The organism is Microbacterium sp. C5A9 (assembly GCF_022627955.1).
GTDB lineage: Bacteria > Actinomycetota > Actinomycetes > Actinomycetales > Microbacteriaceae > Microbacterium.
On the sequence record NZ_JABXGD010000008.1, the window covers coordinates 130,781 to 148,861 of the forward strand.

The following is an 18,081-nucleotide window of genomic DNA, read 5'->3' on the forward strand; positions in this document are numbered from 1 at the left end:
ACCCTATGTCGCAGTCATCCCTGGATCGGACGGCGACCCGCGAAAGCCGACAACCCGTCGCGGAGGGCGGCGATCTGCTGCAGGTCCATGCCGACCGCGGCCATGACCTGCCGCGGGACGTCGAGCGCACGATCGCGCAGCGCTCGCCCGGCGTCGGTCAGCGTGATCTCGAGGCGCCGTTCATCCTGCGCGCTGCGCTGTCTGGCCACCAGTCCATCGGCCTCGAGCCGTTTCACGAGGGGCGAGGCCGTCGCCGGCTCGAGCGCGAGGTCGGCGGCGAGGTCATGGAGCGGGCGCGGCGAGCGTTCCCACAGGGCCAGCATGACCAGGTACTGCGGATGCGTGAGACCCAGCGGCTCCAGGATGGGCCGATAGATCGCCACGACGTTCCGGGCAGCCGTGACCAGGGCGAAGCAGAGCTGATTGTCCAGCTGGAGCAGATCGTCGGATGCCGTCACGGCATCGACTATACAACGGCACTAATGGTTAGTACACTAAGCAACATGGCACACCCGAAGGATCGCGCTCCTCTCCGCTCCCGGATCCGGGAGGCCGGCGGCCTGTACGCGTGGATCAACTCGAACCTCATCCGGTTCGCGGGACCCGCGTCGGTCGGTCCGTATGAGAAGACTCCCCCGCCGACCGCCACCGAACGCGCCGAGCGCGCGTGCCCGCTGTGCGGCGCCGCGATGAGTGCACACGAGATCGACCGCTCGGGCCCGAAGACACTGGTGCACTGCCCCTGACCCGCCGATGCGACCCGCGCGACCCCCGTGGTGTCAGCTCGGATGCGGAGCGTCTTCTCGCGCGACATCGAGCCAGAAGGCGAGGTCATCGTCGGTCGCGAGAGCGGCGGGCGACACATCCAGCCAGCCCGTTCCCATCGTCCGCGGCCCCATCACCGCGGTGGCGACGCCGGACCGCGTGATCAGCGTGGCACCGTGCTCCTCGTCCACCCGCACGAGGAGCACTCCGCCGTTCCGCGCTCCGACGAGGATGTGCCCGCCGAGCAGGAACGCGCGCGTGCCGAACATCCGCTTCTCCTCGACATCGGAGTCGATGGTCAGCAGCGCGCGCACGCGGTCGGCGAGTTCTTCTCCTGCCGCGTCCATCTCGTTCCTTCCGCTCTCTGACGCTCGGTGTCAGCCTCAGGCGTGCCCGGCCCGCTCCATCGCCCGCAGCTCCTTCTTCATGTCCTGCACCTCGTCGCGCAGTCGACCGGCGAGCTCGAATTTGAGCTCGGCCGCGGCGGCGAGCATCTGGTCGGACAGGTCCTGGATCACCGCCTCCAGCTGCTGAGCGCCCTCGGCCGCGATGCCCGTGCGTCGAAGGTTCGGCGTCGGCGACTTGCCCTTTCCCGTCGCGCGACCGCGGTTCGCCATCATGTCGGCCGTGTCCGCGCCCTCACGCGCCAGCACCTCGGTGATGTCGGCGATCCGTTTGCGCAGAGGCTGCGGATCGATCCCGTTCTCCGTGTTGTAGGCGATCTGCTTCTCGCGACGACGGTCGGTCTCTTCGATCGCCTTGGCCATCGAGTCGGTGATCTTGTCGGCGTACATGTGCACCTCGCCCGACACGTTTCGGGCCGCGCGTCCGATCGTCTGGATGAGAGACGTGCCGGAGCGCAGGAAGCCCTCCTTGTCGGCGTCGAGGATCGCGACGAGCGACACCTCCGGCAGATCGAGTCCCTCACGGAGGAGGTTGATTCCGACGAGCACGTCGTACACGCCGGCCCTCAGCTCGCTGAGCAGCTCGACACGACGGAGGGTGTCGACATCGGAGTGCAGGTACCGCACCCGCACTCCGTGCTCCCCCAGGAAGTCCGTGAGCTCCTCGGACATCTTCTTGGTGAGAGTGGTGACGAGCACACGCTCATCGCGCTCGACGCGCACCCTGATCTCCTCGAGCAGGTCGTCGATCTGTCCCTTGGAGGGCTTCACGATGATGTGCGGATCGACCAGGCCCGTCGGACGGATGATCTGCTCGACCACGCCGTCGGCGATGCCCATCTCGTATTTGCCGGGCGTCGCCGACAGGTACACGGTCTGCCCGATGCGGTTCTTGAACTCGTCCCAGCGCAGCGGCCGGTTGTCCATCGCGCTCGGCAGGCGGAACCCGTGGTCGACCAGTGTGCGCTTGCGCGACGCGTCGCCCTCGTACATCGCTCCGATCTGCGGCACGGTCACGTGCGACTCGTCGATCACGAGCAGGAAGTCGTCGGGGAAGAAGTCGAGCAGCGTGTGAGGCGGCTCGCCGGGCTGACGACCGTCCATGTGCCGCGAGTAGTTCTCGATCCCGGAGCAGAAGCCGAGCTGCTGCAGCATCTCGAGGTCGAAGGTCGTGCGCATCCGCAGGCGCTGGGCTTCGAGCAGCTTGCCCTGACGCTCGAACTCCGTGAGCCGCTCCTCGAGCTCATGCTCGATCGTGCCGATGGACCGCTGGATCACGTCGGTTCCCGCGACGTAGTGCGATGCGGGGAAGATCGGAACCGCATCGAGCTTCTCGATGACCTCGCCGGTGAGAGGGTGCAGGGAGTAGAGCGCCTCGATCTCATCGCCGAACAGCTCGATGCGGATCGCGTGCTCTTCGTACACCGGGATGATCTCGATCGTGTCGCCGCGCACGCGGAAGTTGCCGCGCGAGAAGTCGACGTCGTTGCGGTTGTACTGCATGGCGATGAACTGCCGGATGAGCGCGTCACGGTCGTACCGCTCCCCCACCTGCAGGGCGACCATGGCGCGAAGATATTCTTCCGGTGCGCCGAGACCGTAGATGCACGACACGGTGGAGACCACGATCACGTCGCGGCGGCTGAGCAGCGAGTTCGTGGTCGAGTGGCGGAGACGCTCGACCTCGGCGTTGATCGACGAGTCCTTCTCGATGAAGGTGTCGGTCTGCGGCACGTACGCCTCGGGCTGGTAGTAGTCGTAGTACGACACGAAGTACTCGACCGCGTTGTTGGGCATGAGCTCGCGGAACTCGTTGGCGAGCTGGGCGGCCAGGGTCTTGTTGTGCGCCAGCACGAGGGTCGGGCGCTGCACCTGCTCGACGAGCCAGGCGGTCGTCGCCGACTTTCCGGTACCCGTCGCACCGAGGAGCACGACGTCGGTCTCGCCGGCGTTGATGCGCGATGCGAGCTCGGCGATGGCCTTCGGCTGGTCGCCGGCCGGCGCGTACTCGCTGATGACCTCGAACGGACGGACACTGCGCGTGGGTTGCATACCTCCAGCGTAGGCGGGGCCACCGACATCCGGGCCGTGTCGGAGGCCCCGCCTAGAGTGGGGGCGTGATCGAGCTCATCATCGGCACCAGCCTCGCAGCGTCGGCGGGCCTCAACGCGTGGATGCCGCTGTTCCTGCTCGGTCTCGCCGATCGTCTGCTGCCCGCTGTCGAGCTGCCGCCCGCGTGGGCATGGCTGTCGAGCGATCTCGCCCTGTGGATCGTGGGGGCCCTGCTGCTCCTCGAGATCATCGCCGACAAGATCCCCGCCCTCGACTCGATGAACGACATCGTCCAGAGCATCCTGCGTCCGGCGGCCGGGGGCATCGCGTTCGGGGCGGGATCGGGCGCGCAGACCGTCGCCATCGACGATCCTGCCGCGTTCTTCGCCGACCACCAGTGGGTTCCCGTGGTCGTCGGCATCGCCGTCGCGCTCGTGGTCCACATCGTCAAGGCGACGGCGCGTGTCACCGCCAACGCGGCGACGGGCGGCCTCGCCGCCCCCGTCCTCAGCGCGGCCGAAGACGGCACGTCATTCGCTCTCGCGGCGGCCGCGATCGTCGTGCCGATCCTCGCGGCTGCGCTGCTCGTCGGTCTCGTCGTCGCCGTGATCGTCGTCGTCCGTCGGCGGGCCCGCCTGCGACGTGAGCGTCATCGCGTGGGCCGGGCGACGTGAGCTCGCCGAGGCGACGTCGAGGCTGAGGACTCAGCCCCGACCGTCGGGCGTCTTACGCAGTGCGGAGGAGGCGATCGCGGCGGCGATCGCGCACATCGCGAGGATCGCGACAATGAACCACATCCAGTCGGCTGCACCGAACACGATGCCCAGCGCCCAGCCGAACAGACTCGACCCGGCGTAGTAGCCGAAGTAGTACAGCGACGATGCCTGTGCCCGGTGATCGGAATCCGCCGCCGCCGGCGCCCACCCCGAGGCGACCGCGTGAGCCCCGAAGAAGCCTCCGGTGAAGAGCAGGAGGCCGGCGAGCACCACGAGGGTGACGGGGGCGAGCATCGCCACGGCTCCCGCTGCCATCACGGCGATCGACGCCAGGAGCACCGGGTACCGCCCCACCCGAGAGGCCAGCGTGCCCGCCCAGGGCGACGAGACGGTGCCGGCGAGATAGGCCAGGAAGAGCAGGGTGACGATCCAGACCGGAAGAGCGAACGGGGGCGCCGCGAGGTGGAACCCCAGGTAGTTGTACACCGCCACGAACGCCCCCATGAGGAGAAACCCCTGGGCGTAGAGAGCGAGCTGCGGCGCCGAGCGCAGCGGGGTCAGCAACCGGTTAGACATCCCCGACGAGGCGTGTCCGCGATGTCTCCCGGGAACGAAGCCTCGAGCCCGGGGCGTGAGCCACAGGAACAGCACGGCGGCGAGAGCGCACACGCCGGCGACCGTCCACATCCCGGCACGCCACCCGACCTGCTCGGCGACGATCCCCGACACGATGCGCCCGACCAGTCCCCCCACCGTCGTGCCTGCGATGTAGCTCCCCGCCGCCGCCGCCGCGTGACGCGCCCGCACCTCTTCGCTGAGATACGCGAGTGCCACGGCGGGCACCGCCCCGAGCGCCATGCCCTCGAGGAGACGCAGAGCCAGCAGCATCTCCAGCCCTGTGCTGAACGGCGCCAGCAGCCCCAGCGCGGTCGCCGCGAGCACGCCGATCGCCATGGCCTGAACCCGGCCCAGACGATCCGCGACCATCGACCAGGGGATGACGGCCGCGGCCAGCCCGAGCGTGGCCGCCGACACGGTGAGCGCGGCCGCCGCCGGTGCGATGCCCAGGTCGACCGACAGCGCTGGGAGGACCGCCTGGGGCGAGTAGAGCTGCGCGAAGGTCGCGATGCCGGCGAAGAAGAGTCCGACGATCAGCCGTCGGTACTCGGGGGAACCGGGCGCGTGACCGGAGAACGTCACCTCGACGTGATCCGCTCCCAGAGGGCATCCGTCTGCGCGATCGTCTCGTCGAGCGAACCCGCGGTGTCGATGATCTCGTCGGCGATGGCCAGCCGCCGCTCATCAGACACCTGGGCGTCGATCCGAGCCGCAGCCTCCGAGTCGTTCATCCCGCGCAGGTCGACGAGACGTCGCCGCCGGACCGCGGCAGGGGCATGGGCGACGACGATCAGATCCCACGGGTCGTCCACCCGCGCCTCGACGAGGAGCGGCACGTCGTACACGACCACGCTCTGAGGGTCGCGGCGCGAGGCCTCGTCGAAGCGTCGCTGCGATTCGGCGCGGACGGCGGGATGGACGATCGCATTGAGCTGTCCCAGCCGCTCCCTGTCCCCGAACACGATGGCCCCGAGCGCCGCGCGATCGAGCGAGCCGTCCTCGGCGATCACCTCTGCGCCGAACGTCTCGGCGATGGCAGCGAGAACGGGCGATCCCGGGGCCTGCACGTCACGGACGATCTGATCGGCGTCGACCACGACCGCTCCGTGCTCGGCGAGCCGGCGTGCGATGGTCGACTTCCCCGACGCGATGCCGCCGGTGAGCGCGATGAGTGGCATCCCGTCAGTCTAGGCTTCCGCGCTCCGCAGGCTCAGCGGCCGAGCAGCTGCCGACGCGAGCTGATCACCCCGGTGTCGAACCCGGCGAGATGAAGTCCTCCGTGGAATCGCGCGTGCTCGATTTTGATGCACCGATCCATGACGACGGACAGCCCCGCGTCCTCCGCGATCGCAGCGGCATCCTCGTTCCACGACCCGAGCTGCAGCCACAGCGCCCGCGCGCCGACGTCGACAGCCTCCTGCGCGACGCCCGGCAGGTCGTCGTGCCGACGGAAGACGTCGACGATGTCGGGAACCACCGGGAGGTCGGCGAGGGAGGCGTAGACCGGCTGCCCGAGGATCTCGGTCTCACGCGGATTGACGAAGTAGACGTCGTACGACGAGCTCGACAGCAGGTACGTGCCGACGAAGTACGACGCACGCGCGGGGTTGTTCGAGGCGCCGACGATCGCGACCGAGGCGGATCGCCGAAGCAGCGCGAACCGCGACTGCTGGCCGGGGCCGACCCACGTGCGCCCTGGCACCGTCGTCGCCGCGCCGGGCAGCTCGCACGCCACGGTGTCGGCGGGCGCAGGAAGCGCGCAGGATGACGCGGATCCGGTGTCGGTGGCGCTCATCGGTTCGCTCCTGTCGCGGTCGTGAGGGCCTGATCGAGGTCCCAGATGATGTCATCGGCGTCTTCGAGTCCGACCGAGATGCGGATCAGATCGGGGCGCACGCCGGCTGCCGCGAGCTGCGCCTCGGTGAGCTGGCGGTGCGTCGTGGATGCCGGGTGGATGACGAGCGTCCGCGCGTCTCCGATGTTCGCCAGATGCGAGGCGAGCTGAAGGTTCTCGATGAGCGCCTCTCCCGCCGCGCGTCCGTCGTCGGCCCTGACCCCGAAGGCGAACACCGAGCCCGGCCCGAGCGGCAGGTACTTCGCGGCTCGCTCATGGTGCGGATGCCCCGCGAGGCCCGCCCACGTCACATATTCGACGCGAGGATCGGAGTCCAACCAGTCCGCGACGATCCTGGCGTTGGCGAGATGCGCATCGATCCGCTGCGGCAGCGTCTCGATCCCCTGCAGCAGGTTGAACGCGGACTGGGGGCTCAGTGCGGGTCCGATGTCACGCAGCTGCTCCGTGCGGAGCTTGGTGAGGAACCCGTACTCGCCGAAGTTGTCCCACCATTTGATGCCGCCGTACGACTCGACAGGCTCGGTCATCTGCGGGAATCGGCCGCTTCCCCAGTCGAACGTCCCCTTCTCGATCACCACTCCCCCGAGCGTCGTTCCGTGACCACCGAGGAACTTGGTCACCGAGTGGATGACGATGTCGGCGCCGTGCTCGAGCGGACGCGCGAGGTACGGCGTGGCGAGCGTCGCGTCGACGACGAGCGGAACCCCCGCCGCGTGCGCGACCTCGGCGAGCCCCTCGATGTCAGCGATCTCGCCCGACGGGTTGCCGATCATCTCGACGTAGACGACCTTGGTCTCGGGGCGGATCGCGGCGGCGAAGTCGGCCGGGTCGGTGGAGGGGACGAACGTCGTCTCCACGCCGAAGCGGCGAAGCGTCACATCGAGCTGTGTCACCGTGCCGCCGTAGAGCTGGGCAGAGGCCACGACATGGTCACCCGCTCCGACGAGGGCCGCGAACGTGATGAACTCGGCGCTCATGCCCGACGCGGTGGCGACGGCACCGATCCCGCCCTCGAGCGAGGCCAGACGCTCCTCGAGCGCCGCCACCGTAGGGTTGCCGATGCGGGAGTAGATGTTGCCGTACTTCTGCAGAGCGAAGAGGTTGCCCGCATCCGCCGCGTCCTCGAAGACGAACGACGTGGTCTGGTAGATCGGCACCGCGCGGGCGCCGGTGGCGGCATCGGGGGTGCCGCCGGCATGCAGCGCCCTCGTCCGGAATCCGAAGCGATGTTCTTCCGTCATGATGTCCTCAGTTCAGCGTTCTCGAGCACGGCGGCGATGTCGTCGACGGCCCACGGGTTCTGCAGAGATGTGGTGTCCCCGAGCGGCACGGGCGCGCGTCCTGCCCGTCGGTCCTGTTCGGCTTCCCAGAGCTGCGCGAGCAGTCGCCGCATGATCTTGCCCGAACGGGTCTTCGGCAGGTCGGGCACGACGACGATGTGCTTCGGCTTGGCGACGGGACCGATCGCGGTCGCGACCTGTCCTCGCAGGTCCTGCACCGAGACGTCGGATCGCCCTGACGGGGTGACGAAGGCGACGACGGCCTGTCCCGTCACCGGGTCCGATACACCGGCCGTGCCCGCTTCGCCGACGGTGTCGTGCGCGACGAGAGCGGATTCGATCTCGATCGTCGAGAGTCGGTGACCCGACACGTTGACGACGTCGTCGAGGCGCCCGAGGATCCAGACGTAGCCGTCGGCGTCACGGGTGGCGCCGTCGCCCGCGACGTAGAAGCCGCCGAACTCGCCGTGCCCCGCATAGGCCGACCAGTAGGCGTCGCGGTAGCGCTGCGGGTCGCCCCAGACGGTCCTCGCCATCCCCGGCCAGGGCCGACGGATCACGAGCGTGCCCGACCGTCCCGCCGCCACCTCGTCGCCGTTGTCGTCGACGACGGCCGCGTCGATGCCGGGCAGCGGTACCGATGCCGAGCCGGGCTTGAGCGTGGTCACACCGGGCAGCGGCGCGATCATCGCCGCCCCCGTCTCGGACTGCCACCAGGTGTCGATCACGGGAAGTCGGTCGCCGCCGAAGTTCCTGCGGAACCAGATCCACGCCTCAGGGTTGATCGCCTCGCCCACGGTGCCGAGAAGGCGGAGGGTCGAGAGGTCGTGTCCTGCGGGCAGGTCGTCGCCGAACCACGTCATGAAGGTGCGGATGAGAGTGGGAGCCGTGTAGTACACGGTGACCCCGTAGCGCTCGATGATCTCGAGGTGGCGTTCACGATCCGGCGTGTCCGGCGTCCCCTCGTAGATGACCTGTGTGAGGCCGTTCGAGAGCGGGCCGTAGATCTCGTAGGTGTGCGCCGTGACCCACGCGAGATCAGCGGTGCACCAGTGCACATCGTCGTTCTTCGCATCGAAGTGCGCCCAGTGCGCCCAGCTCGCGTGCGTCAGGTAGCCGCCGGACGTGTGGACGAGCCCCTTCGGCTTCCCCGTCGTGCCCGAGGTGTAGATGATGAAGAGCGGATGCTCGGCGTCGAAGGACTGCGCCTCGTGCTCGGTGTCGGCGGTGTCGACGACATCGTGCCACCAGACGTCCCGCCCCTCCGTCCACGGCACCGGCTGCCCGGTGCGGCGGAGCACCAGGACGTGCTCGAGATCGGGCAGGTCGGCGGCCGCGACGTCGGCCGTGGACTTGACCTCGGTCGCGGTGCCGCGTCGGAACTGTCCGTCGCTCGTGACGAGGAGCTTCGCGCGCGTGTCGGAGAGACGGAATCGCACGGCTTCGGCGGAGAAACCCCCGAAGACCAGCGAGTGCACAGCACCGATCCGGGCGCAGGCGAGCGTGATCACGACGGTCTCGACGAGCACCGGCAGGTAGATCACGACGCGGTCGCCCGGCTCGATGCCGAGTGCGATCAGCGCGTTCGCGGCCTGGGACACGCGGCGCTGGAGATCCGAGTAACTGACCGAGATCCGGTCGCCGGGTTCTCCCTCGAAGTGCAGCGCGACCTTGTCACCGCGGCCCTCGGCGACGTGCCGGTCGACGCAGTTGGCGGCGACGTTGAGGCGGCCCCCGACGAACCAGCGCGCGGCGGGCACCGCACCGTCTGTCGGCGGCTCCCATTCGTGCGCCGTGTGCCACGGTTCCGCCCAGTCGAGGCGTCGAGCGGCCTGTTCCCAGAAGGCGGTCGGATCGGCGGCGGCACGCGCGTAAGCCTCGCCGGTCACGTTGGCCTGCGCGGCGAACGCGGTAGCTGCCGGGTAGCTGCGATTCTCGAGGAGTCGGGCTTCGGACACGGTCACACCCATCGACGGAGCAGGTACTTCTCGACCAGCGCCAGGATGCCGTTCGTGACGGTACCGAGAACGGCGAGCAGAACGATCGAGAGCAGGATGCGGTCCACACGACCGCTGTTCTGCGAGTCGGTCAGCAGGAATCCCAGCCCCATGGACGAGGCGATCAGCTCGGCCGCGACGAGGAACAGCCATGCCTGCGCGAGAGCGAGGCGCAGACCGGCAACGACGGAGGGTACGACCGCGGGAAGCTGCACCGTGCGGAACAGCGACCATCCGCGCAGGCTGAACGACCGCCCGGCCTCGACCAGCTGCGGGTCGACATGGCGGAGAGCCGAGGCGACCGTCGTGTACACGGGGAAGAACGCCCCGATCGCGATCAGTGTGACCTTGGATTCCTCACCGATCTGCATCCAGAGGATGAGCAGCGGCACCCAGGCGAGCGAGGGCACGGCGCGCACGGCTGCCAGCGTGGGGCTGAGCAGCACGTCGCCGATGCGGGAGAGCCCGACGATGCCTGCCGCGGCGAGACCGATCACGGATCCGATCGCGAATCCGAGCAGCACGCGCTGCACCGAGATCGCGATGTGGGTCCAGAGTTCGCCGCGCTGAGCGAGCTCGACCCCGGCGGTGAAGACCGCCCCCGGCGCCGGCAGACGGTAGGGCGGCACCATGCCGGTCGTCGTGACGACCTGCCAGGCGATCAGGATGATGACGGGGAGGAGGAATCCGCCGATGATCCGCACGGCCGGACGATCCCAGACGCGACGGGCGCCGACCTCGGCACTCCGGCGGACGCCCTTGGCGAAATCGAGAGCGTCCCTGGTGTCGGCCGGAACGACGACGCGCTGATCCGGGATGGTCACTCGTCTCCGACCGCCTTCTTCGCGAACGTGTCGTCGACGATCGTCGAGAGCGCCTCGTCGACGGCATCCGCACCGCCCTGCACATCTCCGGACTCGACCAGCACGGGAGCGATCTTCTCGAGCACCGCGATCTGATCGTCGCCGGGAACTCCGCTGACATCGAGGTTGGAACGTTCCTGGATCACCGTCGTCGCCACGTCGATGTCGATGCCGGCGACCTCCGCGAGCAGTGCGGCCGTCTCGTCGGGATTCTCCAGCGCCCACTCCCGCGCCTGCTCATACGCATCGACGACCGCCTGCGCGAGGTCGGGGTGATCGGTGATGAACTCCTCCGTGGCGTTCAGGAAGCCGTACGAGTTGAAGTCGACGTTGCGGTAGATCAGGGTGTCGCCGGATTCCACTTCAGCCGCCGCCATGATCGGGTCGAGTCCGGACCAGGCGTCGACCGAACCGCCGTCGAGCGCCGCACGACCGTCGGCGTGCTGGAGGTTCTGCACCTCGACGTCGCCGACCGAGAGACCCGCCTCGTCGAGCGCCTGGAGCAGGAAGAAGTACGGGTCGGTGCCCTTGGTCGCGGCCACCGACTTGCCGGCGAGGTCCTCCACCGAGGCGATGTCGCTGTCGGGTCCGACGACGATGGCCGCCCACTCGGGCTGCGAGTAGATGTCGATCACATGGATCGGGGATCCGTTCGCGCGGGCGAGCAGTGCAGCCGACCCCGCCGTCGAGCCGACGTCGATCGAACCCGAGCGCAGCAGCTCGTTCGCCTTGTTCGACCCCGCGGACTGGACCCATTCGACGGCCACGTCATCGCCCAGGATCTCCTCGAGGATCCCCTGGTCGCGCACGACGAGACTGAGCGGGTTGTAGGTGGCGAAGTCGATCGAGAGCGAGTCGGACGACCACTCGTCGGTGGCGGCGGCATCACCGGCGGACGAGTCCGACGCCGGGGCGTTCTCTCCCGCGACACAGCCGGTCGCCACGAGCATCATCGTCCCGGCCACGGCGATCGCGGGGATGATTCGGCGGGTGATGGTGCTCATCGGTTCTCCTCGGGGGACGTGCGGTGGTGGGTGTCGACGCCGAGACCTTCGAGCAGGTCGGCGCGAAGCTCGGCGAGGCCGCGATCGGCGCGGTCGCGGGGACGGATGCCGGGGACGACGATCGTCTGCGCGATCGACGTCTGCTCCTCGGCGGAATCGTCGCCGAGCGTGCGCAGCAGCAGCACGCGATCGGCGAGGTAGAGCGCCTCCTCCACGTCGTGCGTGACCAGGAGGATGGTGGTCGGCTCGGCCGCATGGATCTTGAGGAGCAGGTCGTGCATGCGCAGACGCGTGAGCGCGTCGAGCGCACCGAACGGCTCGTCGAGGAGGAGGACGCCGGGGTTGCGCGCGAGAGCACGGGCGAGCGAGGCGCGCTGCGCCATACCGCCCGAGACCTCGCGCGGACGCTGGTCCGCGGCATGATCGAGTCCGACCAGGTGGAGCAGCTCCTCGACGCGCACGATCCCCTCACGGCGAGGTGTGCGCCGGGGCAGCCCCAGGGCGACGTTCTGGGCGAGGGATCGCCAGGGCAGCAGCCGCGGCTCCTGGAACGCGATGGCGGTGCGCTCATCGGCGTCGGCGACCGCGGCGCCGTCGAGGCGGATGCTGCCGCGGGTCGGAGCATCCAGTCCGCCGACGAGACGGAGGAGGGTCGACTTGCCGCAGCCGGACGGACCGACGATGGCGATGATCTCGCCCGCGGTGACCTCGACATCGACACCGCGGAGCACCCGACGCGTGCCCTTCGGAAGCGGGAACGAGCGCTCGACGTCTGCCAGACTCACGGCCTGCGCTGCCCCTGAGGTCGCCGGCACGCGCGTCGACGCGTGCGAAGTCAGCAGGGAGGTCATGTTCTCATGCTGGCCGAGAGCGCGGACCGTGACGAACCGCGTCGTAATGTTCGGTCACGAAGCACGGGGCTGCGCCGGGTCCCCCGCGATGTCGCCGGGAAAAGCGGAACGGGCCGCCATCCCGAAGGATGACGGCCCGTTCCTGAGTGTGATGCTTACGCGTTGCCGCCCGAGAGCTTCTCGCGCAGAGCCGCGAGTGCCTCGTCGTCAGCGAGCGTGCCCGCACCGGTGGTGTCGCTCGAGAAGGTCTGGCCGCCGAAGTCCTCACCGGCCGCAGCCTCGGCCTCGGCCGCCTTGGTGACCTGAGCCTTGTGGGCCTCCCAGCGAGCCTGGGCTGCAGCGTACTCCTGCTCCCAAGCCTCGCGCTGAGCGTCGAAGCCTTCCTTCCACGCACCGGTCTCGGCGTCGAAGCCCTCCGGGTACTTGTACTCGCCGTTCTCGTCGTACTCGGCGAGCATGCCGTAGAGAGCCGGGTCGAACTCGGTGCCGTTGGGGTCGACCGACTCGTTGGCCTGCTTCAGCGAGAGCGAGATGCGGCGACGCTCGAGGTCGATGTCGATGACCTTGACGAACACCTCTTCGCCGACCGACACGACCTGCTCCGCGAGCTCGACGTGCTTGCTGGAGAGCTCGGAGATGTGGACGAGGCCCTCGATGCCGTCTGCGACGCGCACGAACGCACCGAACGGGACGAGCTTGGTGACCTTACCCGGCGTGACCTGTCCGATCGCGTGGGTACGGGCGAAGACCTGCCACGGGTCCTCCTGCGTCGCCTTCAGCGACAGGGAGACGCGCTCGCGGTCGAGGTCGACCTCGAGGATCTCGACGGTGACCTCCTGGCCCACCTCGACGACCTCGGAGGCGTGCTCGATGTGCTTCCAGGACAGCTCGGAGACGTGCACGAGGCCGTCCACGCCGCCCAGGTCGACGAACGCACCGAAGTTGACGATCGACGAGACGACACCCTTGCGGACCTGACCCTTGTGCAGGTTGTTGAGGAACGTCGTGCGCGACTCGGACTGCGTCTGCTCGAGCAGAGCGCGACGCGACAGGACCACGTTGTTGCGGTTCTTGTCGAGCTCGAGGATCTTCGCCTCGATCTCCTGGCCGAGGTACGGCGTGAGGTCGCGGACGCGGCGCAGCTCGATGAGCGAGGCCGGGAGGAAGCCACGGAGGCCGATGTCGACGATGAGGCCACCCTTGACGACCTCGATGACGGTGCCGGTGACGACGCCGTCGTTCTCCTTGATCTTCTCGACGTCTCCCCAGGCACGCTCATACTGAGCACGCTTCTTGGAGAGGATCAGGCGGCCTTCCTTGTCCTCCTTCTGGAGAACGAGAGCCTCGACCTCGTCGCCGACCTTGACGACCTCGTTGGGGTCGACGTCGTGCTTGATGGAGAGCTCGCGCGAGGGGATGACACCCTCGGTCTTGTAGCCGACGTCGAGCAGGACCTCGTCGCGGTCGATCTTGACGATCGTGCCTTCGATGATGTCGCCGTCGTTGAAGAACTTCAGGGTCTTCTCGACCGCGGCCAGGAAGTCCTCAGCAGATCCGATGTCGTTGATGGCGACCTGCTTGGTGGCCGGGGCGGTCGTTGCGGTAGTCATGTAGTGGGTTGTCCTTGTTGAATGGAGTCTCGGGCTGCGGGGCAACGGACGCGCACGTCCGACAGCATGCCTCACAGCGATTGATGGGGTGTTCGATGCCACGAGGGCATGCACATGCACGCCACGAGTGACACTTCAGGCTATCAGATCTCGCGCCGTGGTGGAGGTCGATGATGACGGCGCCGGGCCTGCACTGCAAGACTGAGCTCATGCCTCGCGCCGACAAGCTGCTCCTGCTCGATACCGCAAGCCTCTACTTCCGAGCGTTCTACGGGGTGCCGGACAAGGTGACGGCTCCGGACGGATCCCCGATCAACGCCGCACGCGGGCTCCTCGACATCGTCGCGAAGCTCGTCACGCTGTACGAGCCGACCCACGTCGTGGCGTGTTGGGACGACGACTGGCGCCCGCAGTGGAGAGTCGATCTGATCCCGAGCTACAAGTCGCATCGCGTGGTGGAGGTCGTGTCGTCCGGGCCCGACGTCGAGGAGGTGCCGGATCCGCTCGAGGCGCAGATCCCCCTGATCCGCGAGACACTGGGACTGCTCGGCATCCCGATCATCGGCGTCGCGGAGCACGAGGCCGACGACGTCATCGGCACCCTCGCCACCCACGCGACGATGCCCGTCGACATCGTCACGGGCGACCGCGACCTGTTCCAGCTCGTCGACGACGCGAGAGACGTGCGCGTCGTCTACACGGCCCGCGGCATGAGCAACCTCGAGATCGTCACGGATGCGGTCGTCGTGGCCAAATACGGGGTGCTGCCGAGCCAGTACGCCGACTTCGCCACCCTGCGCGGCGACGCATCGGACGGTCTGCCCGGCGTCGCGGGGGTCGGCGAGAAGACCGCGGCCACCCTGCTGCAGACGCACGGCGATCTCGCGGGCATCCGCGCGGCCGCAGAGGCCGGCGAGGGTATGAGCGCCGGCGTACGCGCCAAGGTCCTCGCGGCGACGGACTACCTCGATGTGGCGCCGACCGTCGTGGCCGTCGCGACCGATCTCGACATCGCGGCCCCCGACACCCCGCTCCGTCCGCTCGATCCGGCCGAGGTCGATGCGGCGACGGCGGTCGCGGAGACCTGGAACCTCGGCACCTCGATGACCCGCGCGATCGCCGCGGTGGCGACGACGGGCGACTGACCGCTCCGCGCGCGTCACCCGGCCCAGGCGAGAAGGCGCTCCAACCCCCAGGTCGTGATGATCCGGGAGGCCGGCACTCCGGCGCGCTCCGCGCGGGCGGCCCCGTGATCCAGCAGCGACAGCTGGCCCGGCGCATGCGCGTCGGAGTCGATGGAGAACAGGCATCCCGCCTCGAGTGCGATCGCGATGAGCTCGTCCGGCGGATCCTGCCGTTCGGGTCGCGAGTTGATCTCGACGGCCACGCCGTTCTCCGCGCACGCGGCGAACACCGCGTGCGGATCGAAGGCAGACGCCGGACGCGTGCCCCGATCGCCCTGGACGAGCCGCCCTGTGCAGTGCCCGAGCACGTTCACCCGGGGGTGCGAGACCGCCGCGATCATGCGGGCGGTCATCGGCCGCGCGTCCATGCGCAGCTTCGAATGCACGGATGCCACCACGATGTCGAGCTCGCCGAGCAGCGCGTCCTCCTGATCGAGGGCTCCGTCCTCCAGGATGTCGACCTCGATGCCGGCGAGAAGGGTGAAGCCCTCCCCCGACTCGGCCCTCACGAGCGGCATCTGCTCCCGCAGCCTCTCGGCGGACAGCCCTCGCGCGACCCTCAGCCGCGGCGAGTGGTCCGTGATCGCTTGATATTCGTGCCCGAGCGCTCGCGCCGCGGCAGCCATCACCGGGATCGGCGTCGTGCCGTCCGACCAGTCCGTGTGCGCGTGCAGGTCGCCGCGGAGCTTCCCCCTCAGGTCCGACACGATCTCCGGCTCGACCTCGCCGCGGAGCTCCACGAGGTAGTCGGGGATCTCGCCGCCCTGCGCCTGCCGGATGACGGCGAACGTCGACTCTCCGATGCCTTTGGCCGCGCGGAGGGCCGCCGGGTCCGTGCGCGTGTCGTCCGGCAGCTGCTGCAGAGCGGCTGCCGCCTGACGGAACGCCTTCGCCCGATATCTCGATGCCCGCTCACGTTCGAGCAGCGAGGCGATCTCGAGCAGCGCGGCGACCGGGTCCATGTCTGCGCCTACGCGGTGGCGAGTTCCCGGCTCACGCCGATCCATTCGTCGAGCTTCGCGGCCGCGCGCCCGTCGTCGACCGCGGCGGCAGCGCGGGCATATCCCTCGCGCAGCCGCTCGAGGATGGGGCGCTGCACCTGATTCGCATCCTGCGAGAGCTCGTACGCGACGATGCCCGCCGCGGCGTTCAGCAGGACGATGTCCCGCACCGGACCCATCTCGCCCGAGAGGGTTCGACGCAGCACCTCCGCATTGTGCTCCGGGGATCCTCCGATGAGGTCACTGAGGTCCGCGAGAGGGATGCCGAGGTCGCGCGGGTCGAGATCATGCTCGTGGATGTCACCGCGGGTGACCTCCCAGATGCGGCTGTGCCCGGTCGTCGTCAGCTCGTCGAGACCGTCGTCGCCGCGGAAGACCAGGGCTGTCGCCCCCCGAGTGCGGAACACCCCGGTGATCAGCGGCACCCGCTCGAGCTGCGCGACGCCGACCGCGTTGGCCTCGGCGCGCGCGGGGTTGCACAGCGGACCGAGCATGTTGAAGACCGTCGGCACGCCGAGCTCGGCGCGCACGGCGCCCGCGTGCTTGAACCCGGGGTGGAACGCGCCTGCCCATGCGAACGTGATGCCCGTGCGGTCGAGGATGGATGCGACCGATGCGGGGTCGAGCGTCAGCTCGAGCCCCAGCGCGCTGAGCACGTCGGACGAGCCGGACGACGAGCTCGCCGCGCGGTTGCCGTGCTTGACCACAGGCACGCCCGTCGCACCGATGATGACCGCTGCGGTGGTCGAGACGTTCACGGTCCCCACGCGGTCGCCCCCGGTGCCGACGATGTCGAGCACGTCGGGAGAGACGGGAAGGGGGACGGCCGCTTCGAGGATCGCGTCGCGGAAGCCGACGATCTCGTCGATGGTCTCCCCCTTGGCGCGCAGCGCCACGAGGAACCCCGCGAGCTGCGCCTCCGTCACGTCGCCGCGCATGATCCGGCGCATCGCCCACGTGGACTCCCAGACGCTGAGGTCACGACGCTCCAGAAGAGTGGTGAGCACATCGGACCAGGTCAGGGAATCAGCCATGTGTGCGATCCTATCGGCGCAGGGAAAACGTGCAGACTCTTCCGCACGAGTGGTCCTGAGCGCAGCATCCCCCGTTTCCCGCGGATTCACCGAGGATTCGCAGTGTTTTCTTAGGGTTGCCTAAGTCGAATCACCGCCATTCGAGGGCCGTCGGTGCGAGAATCACGCCCGAGGATCGGCCATAATGGAAGGGTGACGACCTCAGCGACGTATGCCCCGGCGGCAAGAACGATCAAGCGCCCCAACCCGGTAGCTGTCGGCACCATTGTGTGGCTCGGCAGCGAGGTGATGTTCTTCGCGGGACTCTTCGCGATCTACTTCACGCTCCGCAGCACCTCCCCCGAGCTCTGGGCCGACCGCACCGAACTGCTGAACGTTCCGTTCGCGTTCGTCAACACGGCCATCCTGGTGCTCTCCTCGTTCACGTGCCAGATGGGCGTGTTCGCGGCCGAGGACCTGCAGCCCTACCGCCTCGCCAAGGGACAGAAGAACGGCGCAGGACGCCGTCGCCTCTTCGGCTGGGGAATGGTCGAGTGGTTCTTCCTCACCTTCGCGCTCGGCTCGATCTTCGTCGCAGGCCAGGTCTGGGAGTACGCCACTCTGGTGGCTGAGGGCATGCCGATCAGCGCCGACTCCTACGCATCCGCGTTCTACCTGACGACCGGCTTCCACGCCCTCCACGTCACCGGCGGTCTCATCGCGTTCCTGCTCGTCATCGGACGCGCATACGCCGTCAAGAATTTCCGGCACAAGGAGGCGACCTCCTCGATCGTGGTGTCCTACTACTGGCACTTCGTCGACGTCGTCTGGATCGTGCTGTTCGTCGTTATCTACTTCCTGAAATAAG

At 68.6% G+C, this 18,081-nt stretch carries 18 protein-coding genes; 4 read left to right on the plus strand and 14 right to left on the minus strand.

The genetic code is table 11. The annotated features are described in order from the left end of the window. Positions 1-14: 14 nt before the first annotated feature. Positions 15-458 (minus strand): MarR family winged helix-turn-helix transcriptional regulator, encoded by a 444-nt coding sequence (locus tag HWD99_RS15615; protein WP_241797107.1) that lies wholly within the window; start codon positions 456-458, stop codon positions 15-17. Between the two features lie 45 nt (positions 459-503). On the opposite strand from HWD99_RS15615, the gene HWD99_RS15620 reads away from it, so the two are divergent. After that, positions 504-746, plus strand: a complete 243-nt coding sequence (locus HWD99_RS15620) for a hypothetical protein (RefSeq protein ID WP_241797108.1) — start codon at positions 504-506, stop codon at positions 744-746. Between the two features lie 33 nt (positions 747-779). Here the strand turns inward: HWD99_RS15620 and HWD99_RS15625 are convergent, their stop codons facing one another. Together HWD99_RS15625 and uvrB are read right to left on the minus strand one after the other, a co-directional pair. Continuing rightward, entirely contained in the window at positions 780-1,112 is a 333-nt protein-coding gene (locus HWD99_RS15625; protein WP_241797109.1) for a TfoX/Sxy family protein, read from the minus strand. Positions 1,113-1,148: 36 nt separating this feature from the next. Continuing rightward, on the minus strand, positions 1,149-3,221 hold the full coding sequence (gene uvrB / locus HWD99_RS15630) for an excinuclease ABC subunit UvrB (protein WP_241797110.1): 2,073 nt from the start codon (positions 3,219-3,221) through the stop codon (positions 1,149-1,151). Positions 3,222-3,286: 65 nt separating this feature from the next. On the opposite strand from uvrB, the gene HWD99_RS15635 reads away from it, so the two are divergent. Beyond that, the gene (locus HWD99_RS15635) at positions 3,287-3,895 is read left to right on the plus strand and encodes a DUF4126 domain-containing protein (protein ID WP_241797111.1); all 609 of its coding nucleotides are present in this window, start codon (positions 3,287-3,289) and stop codon (positions 3,893-3,895) included. A 30-nt stretch (positions 3,896-3,925) separates the two neighbouring features. Here HWD99_RS15635 and HWD99_RS15640 read toward each other — a convergent pair whose 3' ends face one another. The 9 genes from HWD99_RS15640 to rpsA all read right to left on the minus strand — a co-directional run bounded on the left by HWD99_RS15640 (position 3,926) and on the right by rpsA (position 14,015). Further along, positions 3,926-5,137 carry an MFS transporter gene (locus HWD99_RS15640; RefSeq protein ID WP_241797112.1) on the minus strand — a complete coding sequence of 404 codons (1,212 nt, stop codon included), beginning with the start codon at positions 5,135-5,137 and terminating at the stop codon, positions 3,926-3,928. Continuing rightward, the gene (gene coaE, locus HWD99_RS15645) at positions 5,134-5,733 is read right to left on the minus strand and encodes a dephospho-CoA kinase (RefSeq protein ID WP_241797113.1); all 600 of its coding nucleotides are present in this window, start codon (positions 5,731-5,733) and stop codon (positions 5,134-5,136) included. The genes HWD99_RS15640 and coaE overlap by 4 nt, the downstream gene beginning before the upstream one ends. Positions 5,734-5,765: 32 nt before the next feature. Beyond that, positions 5,766-6,350, minus strand: a complete 585-nt coding sequence (locus HWD99_RS15650; protein ID WP_241797114.1) for a CoA-binding protein — start codon at positions 6,348-6,350, stop codon at positions 5,766-5,768. After that, the gene (locus tag HWD99_RS15655; protein ID WP_241797115.1) at positions 6,347-7,651 is read right to left on the minus strand and encodes an O-acetylhomoserine aminocarboxypropyltransferase/cysteine synthase family protein; all 1,305 of its coding nucleotides are present in this window, start codon (positions 7,649-7,651) and stop codon (positions 6,347-6,349) included. The genes HWD99_RS15650 and HWD99_RS15655 overlap by 4 nt, the downstream gene beginning before the upstream one ends. After that, on the minus strand, positions 7,648-9,660 hold the full coding sequence (gene acs, locus HWD99_RS15660) for an acetate--CoA ligase (protein ID WP_241797116.1): 2,013 nt from the start codon (positions 9,658-9,660) through the stop codon (positions 7,648-7,650). Before acs ends, HWD99_RS15655 begins: the two co-directional genes overlap by 4 nt. Further along, positions 9,651-10,511, minus strand: a complete 861-nt coding sequence (locus HWD99_RS15665; protein ID WP_241797117.1) for an ABC transporter permease — start codon at positions 10,509-10,511, stop codon at positions 9,651-9,653. Before HWD99_RS15665 ends, acs begins: the two co-directional genes overlap by 10 nt. Continuing rightward, a complete protein-coding gene (locus HWD99_RS15670) occupies positions 10,508-11,554 on the minus strand; it encodes an aliphatic sulfonate ABC transporter substrate-binding protein (protein ID WP_241797118.1) in 1,047 nt (348 codons plus the stop codon). The genes HWD99_RS15665 and HWD99_RS15670 overlap by 4 nt, the downstream gene beginning before the upstream one ends. Continuing rightward, entirely contained in the window at positions 11,551-12,405 is an 855-nt protein-coding gene (locus HWD99_RS15675) for an ABC transporter ATP-binding protein (protein ID WP_241797119.1), read from the minus strand. Before HWD99_RS15675 ends, HWD99_RS15670 begins: the two co-directional genes overlap by 4 nt. Positions 12,406-12,560: 155 nt before the next feature. After that, positions 12,561-14,015: a 30S ribosomal protein S1 gene (gene rpsA / locus HWD99_RS15680; protein WP_241797120.1), complete on the minus strand. Its 1,455-nt coding sequence runs from the start codon at positions 14,013-14,015 to the stop codon at positions 12,561-12,563. Positions 14,016-14,224: 209 nt separating this feature from the next. On the opposite strand from rpsA, the gene HWD99_RS15685 reads away from it, so the two are divergent. Further along, positions 14,225-15,160, plus strand: coding sequence for a 5'-3' exonuclease (locus HWD99_RS15685; protein WP_241797121.1), 936 nt, complete (start codon positions 14,225-14,227; stop codon positions 15,158-15,160). Between the two features lie 14 nt (positions 15,161-15,174). Here HWD99_RS15685 and HWD99_RS15690 read toward each other — a convergent pair whose 3' ends face one another. Further along, entirely contained in the window at positions 15,175-16,161 is a 987-nt protein-coding gene (locus HWD99_RS15690; protein WP_241797122.1) for a PHP domain-containing protein, read from the minus strand. Positions 16,162-16,169: 8 nt separating this feature from the next. Next, positions 16,170-17,234, minus strand: coding sequence for an anthranilate phosphoribosyltransferase (trpD, locus tag HWD99_RS15695; protein WP_241797123.1), 1,065 nt, complete (start codon positions 17,232-17,234; stop codon positions 16,170-16,172). A gap of 192 nt (positions 17,235-17,426) precedes the next feature. Between trpD and HWD99_RS15700 the strand changes: the two genes are divergently transcribed. Next, entirely contained in the window at positions 17,427-18,080 is a 654-nt protein-coding gene (locus tag HWD99_RS15700) for a heme-copper oxidase subunit III (RefSeq protein WP_308220742.1), read from the plus strand. Position 18,081: the final 1 nt, after the last annotated feature.